This window comes from Virgibacillus profundi (assembly GCF_002287375.1).
GTDB lineage: Bacteria > Bacillota > Bacilli > Bacillales > Amphibacillaceae > Virgibacillus_K > Virgibacillus_K profundi.
In genome coordinates this window covers 40,432-56,432 of sequence record NZ_NPOA01000009.1, presented here as the reverse complement: position 1 = coordinate 56,432, position 16,001 = coordinate 40,432, and the positions used below count along the sequence as shown (strand labels likewise).

At 34.9% G+C, this 16,001-nt stretch carries 18 protein-coding genes; 1 reads left to right on the top strand and 17 read right to left on the bottom strand.

Going from position 1 to position 16,001, the window contains the following annotated elements:
* Positions 1 to 5 precede the first annotated feature (5 nt).
* The 11 genes from CIL05_RS13435 to CIL05_RS13385 form a co-directional block, all read right to left on the bottom strand.
* On the bottom strand, positions 6 to 524 hold the full coding sequence (locus CIL05_RS13435; protein WP_095656064.1) for an A24 family peptidase: 519 nt from the start codon (positions 522 to 524) through the stop codon (positions 6 to 8).
* Positions 525 to 530: 6 nt separating this feature from the next.
* The gene (locus tag CIL05_RS13430; RefSeq protein ID WP_165769128.1) at positions 531 to 1,085 is read right to left on the bottom strand and encodes a hypothetical protein; all 555 of its coding nucleotides are present in this window, start codon (positions 1,083 to 1,085) and stop codon (positions 531 to 533) included.
* 156 nt (positions 1,086 to 1,241) lie between these two features.
* Complete coding sequence (locus CIL05_RS13425) at positions 1,242 to 1,829, bottom strand: DUF4352 domain-containing protein (protein WP_095656062.1); 588 nt, start codon at positions 1,827 to 1,829, stop codon at positions 1,242 to 1,244.
* 19 nt (positions 1,830 to 1,848) lie between these two features.
* The gene (locus CIL05_RS13420; RefSeq protein ID WP_095656061.1) at positions 1,849 to 4,020 is read right to left on the bottom strand and encodes a TadE/TadG family type IV pilus assembly protein; all 2,172 of its coding nucleotides are present in this window, start codon (positions 4,018 to 4,020) and stop codon (positions 1,849 to 1,851) included.
* A 52-nt stretch (positions 4,021 to 4,072) separates the two neighbouring features.
* Entirely contained in the window at positions 4,073 to 4,717 is a 645-nt protein-coding gene (locus CIL05_RS13415) for a DUF4352 domain-containing protein (RefSeq protein ID WP_095656060.1), read from the bottom strand.
* Between the two features lie 7 nt (positions 4,718 to 4,724).
* Positions 4,725 to 5,357, bottom strand: a complete 633-nt coding sequence (locus tag CIL05_RS13410; protein WP_095656059.1) for a TadE family protein — start codon at positions 5,355 to 5,357, stop codon at positions 4,725 to 4,727.
* Positions 5,358 to 5,384: 27 nt separating this feature from the next.
* Complete coding sequence (locus CIL05_RS13405) at positions 5,385 to 5,558, bottom strand: Flp1 family type IVb pilin (RefSeq protein ID WP_095656058.1); 174 nt, start codon at positions 5,556 to 5,558, stop codon at positions 5,385 to 5,387.
* Between the two features lie 25 nt (positions 5,559 to 5,583).
* The gene (locus tag CIL05_RS13400; RefSeq protein ID WP_095656057.1) at positions 5,584 to 6,450 is read right to left on the bottom strand and encodes a type II secretion system F family protein; all 867 of its coding nucleotides are present in this window, start codon (positions 6,448 to 6,450) and stop codon (positions 5,584 to 5,586) included.
* 32 nt (positions 6,451 to 6,482) lie between these two features.
* Positions 6,483 to 7,400 (bottom strand): type II secretion system F family protein, encoded by a 918-nt coding sequence (locus CIL05_RS13395; RefSeq protein WP_095656056.1) that lies wholly within the window; start codon positions 7,398 to 7,400, stop codon positions 6,483 to 6,485.
* A gap of 18 nt (positions 7,401 to 7,418) precedes the next feature.
* Positions 7,419 to 8,606 carry a TadA family conjugal transfer-associated ATPase gene (locus tag CIL05_RS13390; protein WP_095656212.1) on the bottom strand — a complete coding sequence of 396 codons (1,188 nt, stop codon included), beginning with the start codon at positions 8,604 to 8,606 and terminating at the stop codon, positions 7,419 to 7,421.
* 109 nt (positions 8,607 to 8,715) lie between these two features.
* The gene (locus CIL05_RS13385; protein ID WP_165769127.1) at positions 8,716 to 9,819 is read right to left on the bottom strand and encodes an AAA family ATPase; all 1,104 of its coding nucleotides are present in this window, start codon (positions 9,817 to 9,819) and stop codon (positions 8,716 to 8,718) included.
* Between the two features lie 605 nt (positions 9,820 to 10,424).
* On the opposite strand from CIL05_RS13385, the gene CIL05_RS13380 reads away from it, so the two are divergent.
* On the top strand, positions 10,425 to 11,849 hold the full coding sequence (locus CIL05_RS13380; protein WP_095656054.1) for a zinc ribbon domain-containing protein: 1,425 nt from the start codon (positions 10,425 to 10,427) through the stop codon (positions 11,847 to 11,849).
* A 42-nt stretch (positions 11,850 to 11,891) separates the two neighbouring features.
* Here CIL05_RS13380 and greA read toward each other — a convergent pair whose 3' ends face one another.
* From greA to CIL05_RS13355, 6 genes are all read right to left on the bottom strand, one after another.
* Positions 11,892 to 12,368: a transcription elongation factor GreA gene (gene greA / locus CIL05_RS13375; RefSeq protein WP_095656053.1), complete on the bottom strand. Its 477-nt coding sequence runs from the start codon at positions 12,366 to 12,368 to the stop codon at positions 11,892 to 11,894.
* 133 nt (positions 12,369 to 12,501) lie between these two features.
* Positions 12,502 to 13,143 (bottom strand): uridine kinase, encoded by a 642-nt coding sequence (gene udk, locus CIL05_RS13370; protein ID WP_206207784.1) that lies wholly within the window; start codon positions 13,141 to 13,143, stop codon positions 12,502 to 12,504.
* 17 nt (positions 13,144 to 13,160) lie between these two features.
* The gene (locus CIL05_RS13365) at positions 13,161 to 13,802 is read right to left on the bottom strand and encodes an O-methyltransferase (protein WP_095656051.1); all 642 of its coding nucleotides are present in this window, start codon (positions 13,800 to 13,802) and stop codon (positions 13,161 to 13,163) included.
* 67 nt (positions 13,803 to 13,869) lie between these two features.
* Entirely contained in the window at positions 13,870 to 14,991 is a 1,122-nt protein-coding gene (mltG, locus tag CIL05_RS13360; RefSeq protein WP_095656050.1) for an endolytic transglycosylase MltG, read from the bottom strand.
* A 143-nt stretch (positions 14,992 to 15,134) separates the two neighbouring features.
* Positions 15,135 to 15,332: a hypothetical protein gene (locus CIL05_RS22865; protein WP_338066945.1), complete on the bottom strand. Its 198-nt coding sequence runs from the start codon at positions 15,330 to 15,332 to the stop codon at positions 15,135 to 15,137.
* Between the two features lie 375 nt (positions 15,333 to 15,707).
* Complete coding sequence (locus CIL05_RS13355) at positions 15,708 to 15,995, bottom strand: DUF1292 domain-containing protein (protein ID WP_095656049.1); 288 nt, start codon at positions 15,993 to 15,995, stop codon at positions 15,708 to 15,710.
* Positions 15,996 to 16,001 lie beyond the last annotated feature (6 nt).

Below are 16,001 nucleotides of genomic sequence, written 5' to 3'. Positions count from 1 at the left end.
CGTTCCTAAGCTATATGTATATAATAAAAAGCAGTAATTACTCCCGGTATTACAGCATAAATAAATGGAAATCGATTTGAAATATTATTTTTAAACTCATCCAATGGAGTTAATGATCTTTTCTGCACGGTTTCTTTAATATGCAAAACTGCTAGAGTCATATTTATGAAAAATGTTTTAGTAAATAATAAAACTATAATACCTATAATTCCTGCAAAGATAATGGAATACATAATAGCGTACAATGTAAACAACACCCCTGTTATTGCACCAATTGCTGCAAACAGCTTAACATCACCTGCACCTATTGCTTTAAAAATATATAATATTAATAGAATTACGCCACCAACTAAAGCCCCTGATACAGCATGTATAAAACCATCCAGCTGATTAAATGCAAGATGATAGATTATTCCTGTTAAAACTCCTGACATTGATAGCCAGTTAGGAATACGCTGATGAGCGATGTCATAATAAGCAACTGCTAAAAGCAATATAATTAAAATTATAAAATGTGGTTCCAATTTTCATTACTCCCCTCCGGACCATGCACGCTCCACTGCTACTTTCTTAATTTTTACTTGTTTTTCAAAGAAAGGAAGCACAATGTTCAATGTGTTTTCTGCTCCAACAACCACATCAGAGTTACCTCTGGAAGTTGGATATTGATGATCCACAATGGTTATTGTATTCGGACTAAAGAATTCAGAGCTACCCACCTTTTCTTCATATTTATTTTTAACTACTTTTTCATAAAGTCCCTGGGCTGCATAATCATTAATTAATTCTCCTGAAGTTGGGATTAATTCTTTTCCCTCCACAGCAATTTGATTGAGTAACTGATTGGCAATATCATTATTTCCAAGTGCATCACCAGCCTTATTTTTTAAGTCATCAACAAAACCATCAGTGGTTTCCTGGATTTTCTTCTCAGCAACTAGGGAAAGATAAGAATAATGGGCAACTGTTTGAGCGGTATCGCTTACTGCCTCTTTCAGGGCCATTTCAGCTATGGAAATTTTAACAAGGGATGTTAAAAATAATATAAAGGTTAAGAGTATCGGAATAATAAGTGCTGCCTCCAAAGTAATACTTCCATTTTCTTTTCTTAATTTGAGAAAAATCGCAATCACCTCCCAAAAATGATTCCTCCCACCCCGTACTGCTTACCCTTGGGTTGAATTATTAGGTTTCACTAATCACTCAACCCAAAGGAAACAATTCCCTTGGGTGATTAAATATTATTCTTCTTGTATTGGCAGTTCAAATTTGGTTTCATCATCAATTGCTTCGGCTTCATACGTTAAATACACAACTTCATTTTCATAAAAATAACTGTCTGTATAAACCAAATTACCTGTAATTTCATCACCAGGTGCCAGTTCTTCGTATCTTTCTTTAAAAGTGTCGTCTTCAGATGGAAGATCATATTCATTTTCCAAAAAAAGCTGAGCTGAGATTTTATCTTGTGGCACAAAAGAACTGTCACCAGTATTCTTTATAGTCACATTGGCAACTGCAAATCTTGCGCCTTCCTCAGCCGAGTAATTTAAATCTTCTAGTGAAAGACCGTCCACACTTTCAGTTGTTAATTCAAAACTGTTTACTGTAACTTGATATGGAAAGCCATATACATCACTTGTAATATCAGCAGTTTCACCGATTTGATAAATAGCTTTTTTTTCATTTTCTGTCTCGGTATTCTCATCTTCAGTTTCCGTTTCAGATGTTCCCTCATTTTCAGAAGGCTCCGAATTTGTATCTTCTCCATTGTCACTGCACCCAGCAACAAAAATTGCTGCAAGCAAGATAAGCAGTAATTTTTTCATTTAATAATTCCCTCCCACGTTAGTATGAATAAACCTTTTTCTTATCAATGTTATATACATTGCCACTGACATTTCCTAAATCCCCTGGTAAAAACTCAGTTAAGGCTGGTATAAACCAGAGTTTGACTTTTCCTTCGACATGCCCCTCAATATATGAAGGTGAATTATCAAGATGAACATCTGTGTCCAGTGTAATAGAGGCTTGCAAACGCCTCAATTTATCATTGTTGTAATCCTCTCCAGTGGATTTCATCATCATGAAAAGTCTTAAAAATAAAGGCATGGTCATTTCTATTTTTGTTACTTTAAATGGCCGCCAATCAAGTTTATATCCGCCTCTAGCACTTGTGGTAAGATCTGTTATTTGTACAACGGTTTCTGTAAATGCCCTGACTAGAGCTCTCAAAAATCCTATTGGGCCTGCAAATCCACCTTCCATTAGCACTTTTTCTAAGAGATTTATAACAAATAAAACCATGGCAATATCTTTAATAAATAAAAGATAGTTTACTCCAGCAATATCACTTCCATAAGTAATAAACTCAGCCTGCTTGTTTTCATAAAGATATGAATTAGGGTCAGTTAATTCATATGGTTCACTGGTGCCATAATTAGCCATAATGTATTCATTAATATAAAGTTCATCTCTAAATGAATCTGGAAAACCCTGGACAAATTCGGCAAATTGTGTAAATCGCTCGAATGCGTCTTTGATAAACTGACCTTTATCTGGATCTTCCTCGTCTCCATCACCTGATATGGCATCATATTCAGCGATGATACTACTCAACTCATCATACGTCCCCTGGTCATCTGCAAGATTTCCAGCACCTGTAATCAAATCCCATAGTTCATTAAATGATGTATCTGATTCTTCCTCCTGTCTTTGAAACTCTTCATCGTCTATTAGAGCATTTGAGTCAGTATAATCAGCCAATTGTTCTTTTAAATATTTCAAATGTGTATCTTTATAGTTTTCTTCTCTGTTTTTCAAATCATTTTTTATTTGTGTAGCTGGCGTCTTATGTTCCTCAATGACTTTATAGAAACCATCTATCACTTGAACAACTGTGAAGGAAGAATAACTACTGCTGTTAATTGCCTGATCTTGTGACATCGTCTGGCCAGGTTCAAATTGGGCATATAAATATTCAATGTTACTAAAGATTTGTTCGAAAAACTCATCTTCGAGTGCTATCTTTTTTAATTTATCCACTTCTTCGCTTTCCTGTGGATCCAAATCATAATCATCGAAATTTATAGAATCTAAGAGTTCCTGAATTTGTTCATTATAATCCTTTGCAGTTAACGGAAAATAATCATCTGGTGAGCCATAACTGCCAAACAAAGGTCCAAAGATATTAGATTTGGAGCGCCTGAACTTATTGAAAAACTGTTTATGCTTGGATCTTAATTCATCAATTTGATCCTCATAATTCTCAATTTCCTCATCTTCATCCTCATCCGTTTCTTCCTGCTCTATCAATTCCTTATAGCGGTCATGAAAATGAACTAATCCATTCATCCCTTTAATGGTTGCAGGAATCTCCTCCCCTGAAGCTGCAGGTCCAACAATTGTCCCCAATTCTGTTTCCATCATGGTAATATATTTATTAATGTCCTCGATTGCTGCATCTATTTTTGCATTCCTTTTCTTAACAAGTTCAAAGATTTCTTCATAGGTTTCCGATAAATCCTCTACCCCTTCAGCATCTTCATTGGACACGTCCCTGACACCTGAAGTGACCAAATTGTATAACTCTTTTCCAATCTGGGCTGGCGCCTGATATTTCATACTTTCCAATACCTGATGTTCCATAATATCTAAATCGACCAGGTTTCTTGATGAATCAAAGGAGGCAGTTGCACTGTCAATGGATGGACTTACCAAATTTTGTGTGCCACTCAGGTCATCCCCTGTATAAAATTGAGCCTCTACATATTTTTCAAAATCATCACTTGCTTCCGCCTGATCACCTGCATATCCAAATAGACCCACATTCGCCAACTTTTCATTAAATTGAGCCATAGTCGATCTCAATGCACTATCCATTGCATTTTCAACTTGACGTTCAGCTGATATTATTCTTAGTGTATCAATGAATAAAGCATTCATTAGAAAGATTGGGAGGATGAGAAGAATGGCAAAAACTGAAACTGAGCCACGATCTGCCTTAAAAAACTTTTTCATCAGTTCATCCCCGATCATTGAAATTGATAAAGTATTTCAAGATTAATAGAATTTATTTTACTTCATCTTCACTTAACTCCCACTCAGCTCTAGTAATAATATTGTCCCAAGTAGTACCGAATGCAAAATGATAATTATCAGCCTTATTAATATCAAACACATAGTTCACTGTTACTGATTCCCCCGGTTCTATCTCGCCTTCTATTACATCAATTCCCGGGATATCCTGAACGAATTCAAAACCAACAGGACCTGTATATTCATTGGTATCCAGCTCACCAATACTTGGATAAAATATATCTTCTGAATTAATTGTTTTATCATCAATGTTTTTTATTGTTACATCTACAACTGCAAATACTTCTCCAAATAACTTTACATTTTCTATTTCTTCATATCGCACTTCATTTAATGTGACCTCATACCTGCTCTCATCATCTGCATTTACTATTGTTCCAGTTTCACCAATTTTAAGACCAGACTGGTTTTCAATAAATTCATCGCTACTATCTTCTTCTTCAGTATTTGTATCCTCTTCTGTTTCCATAGTTGTACTCTTGTCTTCAGAGGTTTCAGTATCACTATTCTCCGTATTGGACGGTTCTTTTTGTTCTACTGATTCATCTTCGGAACAAGCTGTAACAAATAAGCAGGTTATTATTAGTAATAACATGGAAATTACAATTTTTTTATTCATATATTCCTTAGCCTCCTCCAAAAAACTTATTGATTGAATCTTTTATACCACCAACTACATTTCCCAAACCGGATTCCATCCATATATATTTGGAAAAATTAAATGTACGTATTAACTCTGGTGTATCTGAAACCACACGAGTAGATGTTGCATCCAATTGATCCCTTCCAAGAATACTCTTAAGAAATGATGGCATAAAAAGATTCGTTGTTGCAGTTGCTTGAACCTCGCTATACACAATATAATTTTTATATTCCAGCTCAACATCTATGGCACCACTGTAAGATGTCGCGCCTGTGCGCAATTTATTTTGTTTAAGATTCGCTCTTGTTTGAAATAACCCCTCAATCCCGAACATCTCCAGAACACCATCATCGGTAATTCTCCAATATAATGGGTCACCGTCCACTCCGGTATATCTTGTTTCTCCAAATTCCCCTGTAGTCAGGTCTTTATAGGAATTATTCCAAGTATAGGCAACCTGTGATGATGCTTTCTGTGCCACGTAATTTGCTGTACCCATTTGAAAAATCACGATGCAAAAGAAGACACCTGCAAGAGTGAATAATAACAATGCAGGGAATACGAGTGTGGATTCTATCGTAAAGCTTCCCCGCTCACCTTTCATAAAGGGTTTCATATAAATTTCTCCCTTTTTCAATAATCATTACAATATTTGTTCATCAATATCTTTAAATAATGCTTTTACCCACTCTTCAATTTTTCCTTTAAACATAATAGCGACAACAATTAAAACAGATAAAATTAATAGCATTTCAATTGTCTCAAGACCTTCCTCATCATTCCAAAACTTTTTAAAAAATGTTGTTAATTGATTCATTATAAATCTCTCCCTTTTTTTAATATTAAAATATTGCTATTGCTGGATATATAACAATCAGAAGAACTGCTGCGAATATAAAGATGATTGGAAATACCAGTTTTGATGATGCTTCCTCTCCTTTTATTCGGGTTACAGTTTTTCGTTTGTCCCATAAAGATACGGATAGTTCCTTCAATGACTGAACTAGCAGCGTTCCCCCTTTACGGTAATTCATCATTACTGTTGTTGTGAATATGGAAACTTCCTGAATTCCACAACGATAGTTCAGGTCTTTCATGACTTCCTGAAATGATGTATTTGCAGACATCTTATTAACAGCTTCATTTAATTCAAAATACAACGGTGATTCATAGATATTATGTTTGTTTTGTTCCACACTTTTTTTAATTGCTCCTTGAACCGTTTCACCTGCATTTACTAAAAGAATGATTTTATTAACAAATTCAGGGAGTTCAATAATAATAGAGTCCTTACGTTGTTTTACTTTCTTATCTAAATCTTTTACGAGAAAGAATGTGATTATTACAAGTAACAAAAATCCATATAATAGATTACTATAGCCTTCATCACTTGCTTCAACAGCAGCTAGCGTGAAGAAAATAAATAGAAACATGATCGTAATAATTTTTGCTGCATATATTTTTGTATAATCACCCGATAGCCTGCTCCCTCTTAGAATAATCATTTTCTGGTGAATCGAATTCATTAATTTTGGCATACGTTTGTATAAATTTAATTTATCTATAATGGTAAAAGCGAACGGCGCAATTACGGGCAAAGTAATATCATTTTTGTATGTAGCAATAAATTGTTCATATACTTTTTTATTTTTTATTGTAATAAGCATGACAACAAGTAACATTATTGCTATAACAAGTTTCAATACCATAAATTTGCTCCCTTCCTTCTTAGTAAGAACCGTTAAACCTCGATATCCATTATTTTTTGACTGATTAACAGACTGCTGCCAACACAGATTAATACAATCGTCATAACTACCGGACCAGCTGTTCCAAACTCAAAAAGTGGAGCAACAAATTCCGGTGATGACATTTTTAGAAAAAAAGTAATTCCAAGTGGAGCAACTGCCATGATCTTAGATTCGAATTTTTTTTGAGAAACTAAGACCTTAATATCCTGTTGGATTTCAATCTTATCGGTAATAATGTCAGCTGTGCGCTTAATAACTTCTACAAGGTCGCCCCCTGTACGTTTACAAGTAATAAAAACATCGGAAAAATTCCTTACATCATCGATATCGGAACGTTTGGCAAAATCATCGATAGCTCGTTCAATAATTTCTCCATTTTCAATTCTTCGATTAATCAACTTAAATTCTTTAATGATATATGTCTGATCATCAGGATACAGCAGTCTTAAATCTTTCAAAACCTCACGAAATGCATTTTCTATCGATTGACCGGCTGCCAAAGATGAGGCCAAAGATGAAATAGCTTCTTTAAATTGTAGTGTTAATTCATCTTTCCGCTTATCCCTTAAATCTTTCTTTTTAAATTTAGGATAGATAATACCAAAACATGACACGATAAATGCAATAATAAAACTATCATAAAAGAGATGAGCGACTCCAAAAATTATTATTGCAGCCAAAAGCGAATATTTCACCTTTTCGCTAAGACTCATTTCATATGTGGCATAGTCGATTAATGATTCTCCGCCAATGGTTCTTTTTCTGATCGCCTGAATATTCCTTTGTCTTAATTCAACTTCTTTACTTTCTAGTTGCTTAGATTTTTTCGATTTAATAACACGTCGAATCACGATAATAGCAATTAATATAGCAATTACAATAGAGCCAATAATTTGTTCAGTATTCATATTCAACCAACTTTCACGTTACTGGGTAACAAACCTTTCTAACACCTCAAACTTACCAGACATCTTCAGTTTGTTAGTTGATTGGAGTACATTCTCCGTCTTTTTAAGCTTTCCAATTATTTTTCCTCGATAATCTTGACCCTCCTCTTCAAAAACATAAAGTGGCGCAGTTACTATCTCCCCATTTTCCATCCCTCTAACTTCTGAGATCTCCACAACTCTTCTAGAATGATCACGGAACCTTGTTAAATGGACCATTATGTCAATTGCAGAGCTAATTTGCTTACGAATAACATCTATCGGTAATTCGGCTCCACTTAACACCATTGTCTCCAGACGGCTTAGCATATCATTTATGGAGTTAGCATGACCTGTCGATAGGGAGCCGTCATGTCCAGTGTTCATGGCCTGCAGCATATCTAGTGCTTCTGCACCACGAACCTCCCCAACGATAATACGGTTCGGTCTCATACGTAATGATGCTTTGATCAAATCCCGAATGCTAACTTCACCTTTCCCCTCCGTATTTGCATTTCTAGTTTCCAAACTAACAAGGTTAGGAGTTCTTTGAATTTGAAGTTCCGCTGAATCTTCAATAGAAATTAAACGTTCGTCCTCCGGAATGAAATTAGATAAAACGTTAAGAAAAGTTGTTTTACCGGATCCGGTCCCTCCCCCAATGAAGATATTATATTTCGCCTCAACCAACTGTTTTAGGTAATAGGCCACATCTTCACTAACTGCTCCAAATTTAATTAGATCATCAATTGTTAATGGTCTTTCCGGAAATTTACGAATGGTCATTGCTGGTCCTTTAAGAGCAATAGGTGGAAGCACAACATTCACACGTGATCCATCTTCCAGTCTGGCATCTACAATCGGACTAGATTCATTGACAACACGATTTACCTTCGAAACGATTGTTTGAATCGTATCCTCAAGCTTTTGTCGATTTTCAAATTTCACATTTGCATTACTTACCTGACCATCCCGCTCAATAAATATTTCTTCATGATTATTGATCATAATCTCAGTTATTGTTGGATCGTCAAGGATTGGCTGAAGAACCCCCAGTCCTCTGAACGCATGATACATTCGGTCAACAATTTGCTTTATCATCGAAGAAGTAAGCTTGTTTTCCTTTGCATATTCAATGACTGTTTCCTCAACAAGCTCGAGTAATTCTTCATTGGTAGTAGAATGCATAAAGTCCAATGTTTCCCGCAGTTTTTCAATTAGTAATTTAGTAATCTCATCTTCACTTTTAATCTTTGGCTGTTGATCTTCTACAGCTGTTTTTGAACGAGCTACATTGTTAGCTTTCAACGGCAGCCACCTCCGAAAAGATATCAGGATTTTTTTCAAAAAGTTTAGAAAGCTGTTCTCCTATTAAAGTATCTTCCAGCACCTTTGTCTGCTCACTGATTTCAAGCCAATGGGCATTAAATGGAACATGTGTCTCGATACTGAAGTTATAGGAGTTAAAGCCTTCAAAAACACTGGAACCCACTTTATTTAATACATAATGAATCTTTGTCTTATCCATATTTATATCAAGCACATCATTATCCAGAATATATTGTGATTTAGCTAAGCTGGCTTCATCTGAATTTAATACCCAGAATACTTCATCACTGTTTTCCATTGCCGCAATATTTCTTTCATGGATGGATGAATCTAAATCTATGATGATGTAGTCATAGTTTTGGGTTTCTTTTAAAGCTTGAATTAATATATTTATTTGCTCCGATGTTATTATTTCCATTTCCTCGGGAAGTACCGGTAAGGAAAAGTATTCTATATTTGTCAATGAATCGCGTGATTTTAATAATTCTATTTTCGAAATAAGTCTTTCCACATTATTTTTCAAGTAATAAAATACCTCAACAGAAGATTCCTTCTCTTCTTTAAAAAACAAATAGGTCGTATGTAATTGTTCAAGATTTAGATAGAAAACATTTTTTTCCTGCATTGCTAAGTGCTTTGCCAGACACAGGGAAAATAAAGTTTTGCCTGAACCGGCGCTCCCACTATAAAAACTAATCACGGTTTCCTTTTGTTTTCCATTTACCATTGCTGCTAATTTCCCGTTTGCTTCATAGTAAGCTGCCAATACCTGTGATAATAATTCTTTAAGTGGTTGATATTTGAAAATTACCAGTTCTTTTTCTGTCTGATTTATTTGATCTCCAGTGAGGTTAATTACTTTATCGAAGTTTTTTGTCTCTTCCGTGTCTATTTCCAGATCCGTTAACAAAATATGCTGCTTTTGATTTCTTGTATTTTTTCTAAAAGCATTTTCATCCGTATATATTTTAGTTGAAAATTTTATCCCATTTTCTGGATTTCTCATATAATTTGAAAAATATTCTGCATATGTATCATCCAATGTAAATAGGACGATTTTAACCTTATTCATCATTGTCACCTTCTTTAAGTACTTTCAATTTTATCCTCAGTAAATATTACTAAATTTGTCACATAATGATAAGAGGTAAATCGAAAAACAGTTAATTTTACCTAGACTTGTATGGAATTTTATCTTGAAGTCAAGATAAATATTGTTGATAAAAGGATAAAATTCCCTATTCACATATATTTAATTGTTTTTTTATATTTTAGTTCGTGTTTAGATAATAAATACTGTCGTTTGATGATAATCACTTAAAAACGTATATATTTTAATAATTTATTGAAAATGATAAAATTACACATCTGGAAAAAACAGGATTTTAACTCACCCTATGTACATAGGTGTTTATTCCTAAAAGCTTTAAAAGTAAACGGGATTTTACGTGTTTGTAATGAAAACGTAATATGTAAAACGCAGCATAAATAAATAAAAAAGGTATCCATGTAAAGACTTTTTGATCTCCATCCTTACTATTTACCCTGGAATAAAGTTTCGCTCCATGTTACAGATGGATCATAAATACCCAAATATAAGCAAGTCTTTAGTTGGGTATTTATTTTTTGTTCCTATGTTACGATAGAAAAGAATTTGAAAATAGAGAGGTAGATTCGATGACATGTAGAAATTGCGGACACGAAATAAATGACAAAAATCAATTTTGTCCTGAATGTGGATCCAAACTATCAGAACAAAAGAAAGGGAGGAATAGAAGAAAGCACCTATTATTATTTGTCTTTATAATGATTCCTATAGTTGCTCTTAGTATTTTCTATTTTGTGGGAAAAGAAAAATTTACACCGGACAATATTATTCAGGATCTGGAGGAATCCGTTACGAATGAAGATGTGAATAGCCTGCAAGATTTAATAAGTACTTCGGATGAAGCATTTAAAATTACGAAAGACAATACCGCCATTCTAATGAAGTTTTTTATAAATAATCCAGAAAAGTTTAAAAACATCATTAATAAATTAAATGAACAAGCTGAGTTATTAAAAAATAATCATACCGAAAGTAATTCAGTTGCAATGTTTGGAACCATTAATTTAACTGAAGATGGAAAGCAATGGTTATTATTTGATAAATATACATTAGATATTATTCCAGCAAATATCATGCTTGCAACTGATAATAAGGAGATAGATTTATATATTAATGATGAAAAAGTCGCTACTTCTTCCAATGAAACCTTTGAAGAATCATTCGGCCCATTTATGCCTGGTACACATAGGCTAAAAGCGGCTTTTGAAAATCAATATACCAGTACTGAAATGGAGGATGAAGTAAGTCTGTTCGATATGGCAGAAGATACAAAGAGACATTCCCTTAAGCTTCCGGTAACTGATGTATCTCTAACTTCTTTATATAATGAATACAAATTATTCATAAATGATGAGGAAACAGACATAACCATTAATGAAGGTGAACAATCTATCGGGATATTCCCTGCCGATTCATCCACATCTGTACATATACAAAAGGAGTTTCCATGGGGAGTTGTAAAAAGTGAAGAGGCAACAATTTCTTCTGGGGCAATTCAATTTGATAGTATCCAGGTACTCTCAAAAGATGAACAATTAGAACTGATGCAGCAATTAAATGGTACAGTGAGTTCCTATCATGAAGCATTAACCAAAAAAGACGTTTCTCTCTATCAAGATGGTGTTACGGATAATATGAAGAAAATATTAGCAGACCATCTGGAGGACACTAGTGATTGGGGTCCTCCCTACGAAGGAAAATTGGTAAGGGCAGAATATGACAATTCCAAAATAACCTATCCTGAGTACAATGAAGAGCTAAAAGGATACACGATTACTTTAAGGGCTCATTATTTCCTATATGAGCCAGAAGGGCATGCATATGGGAATTTAAGCTGGCTTGGAAGAGATCTTGATAAAAAACAGTACCAGGCAAGTAAAGGCCTAACCGTATTGTATGATGAATCAGAATCATCCTGGAAACTTCATCATATAGAAAACGAGTTCTTTCACCTTTCTGAAAGAAATGAGCAAATATTTGAGATGAATGATTAACGTAAAAAAACGGTTTGTCAATGGACAAACCGTTTTAATATATTAATCAACCTTCACTATTTTCACCTGAATATCTCCACCTGGTGTTACAACAGCAACTTCAGTACCAATTTCATGTCCTATTAGACTTTTAGCCATTGGTGAATCATTGGATATTTTTCCTTCAAACGGATCTGCTTCAGCACTTCCAACAATGATATAGGTTTCTTCTTCTCCATCAGGTAATTCTTTGAACGTTACAGTTTTACCCATGGAAACAATATCAGGATTATCGTTATCATTTTCAATGATGACTGCGTTGCGAATCATTTTTTCAACCTGGACAATTCGTGTTTCCACAAATGCCTGCTCGTCTTTTGCTGCATCATACTCCGAGTTCTCAGATAGGTCTCCAAAATCACGAGCGACTTTTATGCGTTCAACAACTTCCTGTCGTCTTTCCGTTTTTAAATATTGAAGTTCCTCATCTAATTTCTTTTTCCCCTCTTGTGTCATGTAATAACTTTTCTCTATTGCCATTATAAAAAACACTCCTTTTTTATCTTCACATATATGAAATGAGCAATTGCTTTCCTATGCCCGTATAAATATATATTAAAAAATTATACTAAACATTACTATGGCAGACTTTATTTAATTTTTCAATACTTTTTTAGATTAATTTCTCCCGGTTCTTCGACAATATTGTTTCGATCTTTGTAGCCATAATATCAATTGCTACATGATTTTGGCCACCTTCTGGGATAATAATATCTGCATATCGTTTTGTCGGTTCAATGAATTGCAGATGGGATGGTCTGACATTGCTTATATATTGATCAATTACCGAATCCAGCGTTCTTCCCCGCTCTTTTATATCTCTAAGCAAACGGCGAATAATTCGTAAATCTGCATCTGTATCAACAAATACTTTTATATCCATTAAATCAACCAGTCTTGGGTCTTCCAATATTAATATACCCTCAACAATAATTACTTCCTTTGGTTCAACTGGAATTACTTTATCTGAACGGTTATGAATTTTATAATCATAGACAGGTTTTTCAATTGATTTATGATCCATTAACTGATGGAGGTGTTCGATTAATAAATCATTATCAAATGCTAGGGGATGATCATAATTCGTATTCAATCTTTCCTCAATGGGCAGGTGACTTTGATCTTTGTAATAATAATCCTGTTCAATAACAAGAATCGTTTTATCTGAAAAACGCTGACATATCGAACGGGTTACGGATGTTTTTCCACTCCCACTTCCACCCGCTACACCTATAACAACTGGTTTATCTTTCATCAAAATGAGTACTCCTTTCAACTCTGCTTAAGACTAATGGCAACCCCATCACCGATCGGAACGATGGAAGTTGTGAAATCCGAATGTTTTATAAGCCATTCATTGTATTTTTGGATTTTCTCAACCATTTTCTTATGCCTGGGGTGTGCATTGTCCGGTGCAGCAACGTGACCTCTAAATAATACGTTATCTGAGAGAATTAAGCCATTATTATTCAGCAAAGGACTCACCAGCTCAAAAAAGCGTTTATATTGTCCTTTTGCGGCATCAATAAAAATTAAATCAAAGGTTTCATTGTCACTTACCAAATCACTTATTTTTTCTAATGCATCACCGAAAATAACTGTTATATTTCCTTCTTTGTTTTGTTTATTTATATTTTCTATTGCCTCGTGGTATCGTTGTTCGTCCTTTTCGATTGTAATGAGGTTTGCATCCGGATAAGCCTCCAGCATCCGTAGTGCAGAATAACCTATTGCAGTTCCTATTTCTAATATTTTTTTTGGTTTTTTTAATTTTACTAATTGTATGATGAAATTCATGCTTACTGCATCCATTATTGGAACATGATCTTTCTTGGCTTGCTTCTCTAACTCCATTACCCAATCCTTTTGAGGGGGTAATGAATGCTTTAAATAATTCGTTAGTTGTTCATCCATTAAAAAACCTCATTTTAGAATTATAAAAATGGGAAATGTGAAATAGCTTCCACACTTCCATTAATTATTAGTCAATATATTTTTCTTTATTTTGTAGATGCACTTCATATGTTTCTGCATAATGTATGTTTCCTTCACTATCATGAAGAAAATATATATTTTCTGTTTCCTCCGGATTTATTACCGCTTCCAATGATGTTTGAGCAAAATTAGCAATTGGGCCGATTGGCAGTCCATCCACATGGTACGTATTGTACGGAGATTCTACCTCCAAATCCTCCAATAACGTCTTTTCCTTATGACCGCCCAGTGCATATAAAACGGTTGGATCTGTTTGTAATTTCATAGGCTCTTCCATTCGATTATAAAACACGCCCGCAATTTCCTTGCGCTGATCAACTGAACCTGATTCTTTTTCAACAAGTGACGCAAATGTAACTGCCTCGTGTACTGTAAGATCCTTAGCTGCTATCTCATTAACTAAAGGATATATCACGTTCTGAGATTTAGTAAGCATTTTTTCTACAACTGTTTCAATAGTAGGCTCATTTTCATAAAAACTATAGGTTGCTGCAAATAAATATCCTTCAAGTGGATATTTAATTTCCGGATCAAGAATCGCATCGGATAAAATTGTTGGATAACTTTCAATTAACTGCTGAACATAACTTTCATCATTTACTTTTTCCAGGAACTCTTCTTCACTGAAGTGTAGCTTTCCGGCATAAATTTTCGCCATTTCCTCAATTGTCTTACCTTCAGGAATAGTAATCGTATATGTTGGCTCTGCCAGGATTTTTCCACTCTTCAGTGATTCAATAATTTCATCAATCGTCATTGCTGGTGAAAATGTATATTCGCCAGCCTGAAAGTCAGATTCATTTTTAAATTTTATGTAAAAACGAAAAATACGACTATCTTTAATAATGCCATTTTCCTCCAATATTGTTGCTATACTGGAAGTAGATGACCCAATGGGAATTTCCAACTCTATATTCTCTTCACTCTCGGGATCAACTGGTTCCAATGCGGACTTAACATATATAAAACCAGAAACACCGCCTACTACCAGAATAAGAATGAGTGAAATGATTATGATTAAAACTATTTTACGTACAGTTCTTGCCTCTTCACTCCGAGTAATGAGATTGTCCTTAAATTTGCTTTTCTTTTTATTTTTCTTGGACATTTCATATCCCCCTCTCACCCGGTATATTATACTAAAATTCTACAATATATTCCATTCTAACAATTAATTGTTTAATCCGCAGGCTGTTTTCTCAAAGATTGGGACCACAGTTACTCTTCCTACTGATAAAAATGCCGTTTTTGTCATAAAAGATATAAAAGACGACGTAATCTTTGATGTGACTTCCTTCCACCCTTTAAAAGATGAGTGCTAGTACAGCGCTCCGGAAACACATTTCGCTTTCCGCGGGCGGCTGGTGAGCCTCCTCGTGCTACGCACTGTGGGGTCTCACCGAGGCCTTTCCTCCCGCTGGAGTCTACATGTGTTTCCTCCGCTGAAATTCTGGTTACTGCCGATGAACTGCATTAGTAATCAACATTCAAAACATCGAACCACCTCACTAGTTTGGGTGAGCGAAGGGCGGTGACTCCTGCGGGAACAAAAGTTTTCGGTGGGACGAGTAATCGCAGTCCCAGCACGTGTCTGAAGACCCCGCAGAGTGGTTTTCTCGAGGAGACTGAAGCCGTGCCCGCGGAAAGCATCCGCCCGGAGCGATCCCGGACGGCAGCAATAGCACTTATCATGGAAATTTAATTTTAATTTACGACGCACTTTACACCTACTGCGAAGTTTAAAGTGCTATAAAATTTACGATAAGAGCAATAAGAAAAGCTGATGTCTAAGATTGACATCAGCTTTTAATCTAAAACATGGAATTACTCTTCATTTTCTTCATCTGCTAATGTATGAAGCATTTCTTCAACCAATTCCCATTCCTCATCCGAATCGATCGGGAAAAGAGACAGGTCATTGTCATCATCGTCTTTGACTTCATAACGAAAGGCATATACCTCAACTTCTTCATCCTCAGCCTGCTCAACAGGGACAACTGCAATATAAGATTGACTTGTTTCATCTACATCAAAAGTAAATAAAACCTCAAATAAATGTTCTTCCCCATTCTCATCCGGGATTATAATTCTCTCTTTTTCTTCAAGTGCCATTATTTC

What these genes read in the sequence shown, in the direction of transcription:
- CIL05_RS13425 (WP_095656062.1), bottom strand. Translation starts at nt 1,829, where the DNA reads ATGAAAAAATTACTGCTTATCTTGCTTGCAGCAATTTTTGTTGCTGGG.
- CIL05_RS13420 (WP_095656061.1), bottom strand. Translation starts at nt 4,020, where the DNA reads ATGAAAAAGTTTTTTAAGGCAGATCGTGGCTCAGTTTCAGTTTTTGCC.
- CIL05_RS13415 (WP_095656060.1), bottom strand. Translation starts at nt 4,717, where the DNA reads ATGAATAAAAAAATTGTAATTTCCATGTTATTACTAATAATAACCTGC.
- CIL05_RS13410 (WP_095656059.1), bottom strand. Translation starts at nt 5,357, where the DNA reads ATGAAACCCTTTATGAAAGGTGAGCGGGGAAGCTTTACGATAGAATCC.
- CIL05_RS13405 (WP_095656058.1), bottom strand. Translation starts at nt 5,558, where the DNA reads ATGAATCAATTAACAACATTTTTTAAAAAGTTTTGGAATGATGAGGAA.
- CIL05_RS13400 (WP_095656057.1), bottom strand. Translation starts at nt 6,450, where the DNA reads ATGGTATTGAAACTTGTTATAGCAATAATGTTACTTGTTGTCATGCTT.
- CIL05_RS13395 (WP_095656056.1), bottom strand. Translation starts at nt 7,400, where the DNA reads ATGAATACTGAACAAATTATTGGCTCTATTGTAATTGCTATATTAATT.
- CIL05_RS13390 (WP_095656212.1), bottom strand. Translation starts at nt 8,606, where the DNA reads ATGCATTCTACTACCAATGAAGAATTACTCGAGCTTGTTGAGGAAACA.
- CIL05_RS13385 (WP_165769127.1), bottom strand. Translation starts at nt 9,819, where the DNA reads ATGAATAAGGTTAAAATCGTCCTATTTACATTGGATGATACATATGCA.
- CIL05_RS13380 (WP_095656054.1), top strand. Translation starts at nt 10,425, where the DNA reads ATGACATGTAGAAATTGCGGACACGAAATAAATGACAAAAATCAATTT.
- greA (WP_095656053.1), bottom strand. Translation starts at nt 12,368, where the DNA reads ATGGCAATAGAGAAAAGTTATTACATGACACAAGAGGGGAAAAAGAAA.
- udk (WP_206207784.1), bottom strand. Translation starts at nt 13,143, where the DNA reads ATGAAAGATAAACCAGTTGTTATAGGTGTAGCGGGTGGAAGTGGGAGT.
- CIL05_RS13365 (WP_095656051.1), bottom strand. Translation starts at nt 13,802, where the DNA reads ATGGATGAACAACTAACGAATTATTTAAAGCATTCATTACCCCCTCAA.
- mltG (WP_095656050.1), bottom strand. Translation starts at nt 14,991, where the DNA reads ATGTCCAAGAAAAATAAAAAGAAAAGCAAATTTAAGGACAATCTCATT.
- CIL05_RS13355 (WP_095656049.1), bottom strand. Translation starts at nt 15,995, where the DNA reads ATGGCACTTGAAGAAAAAGAGAGAATTATAATCCCGGATGAGAATGGG.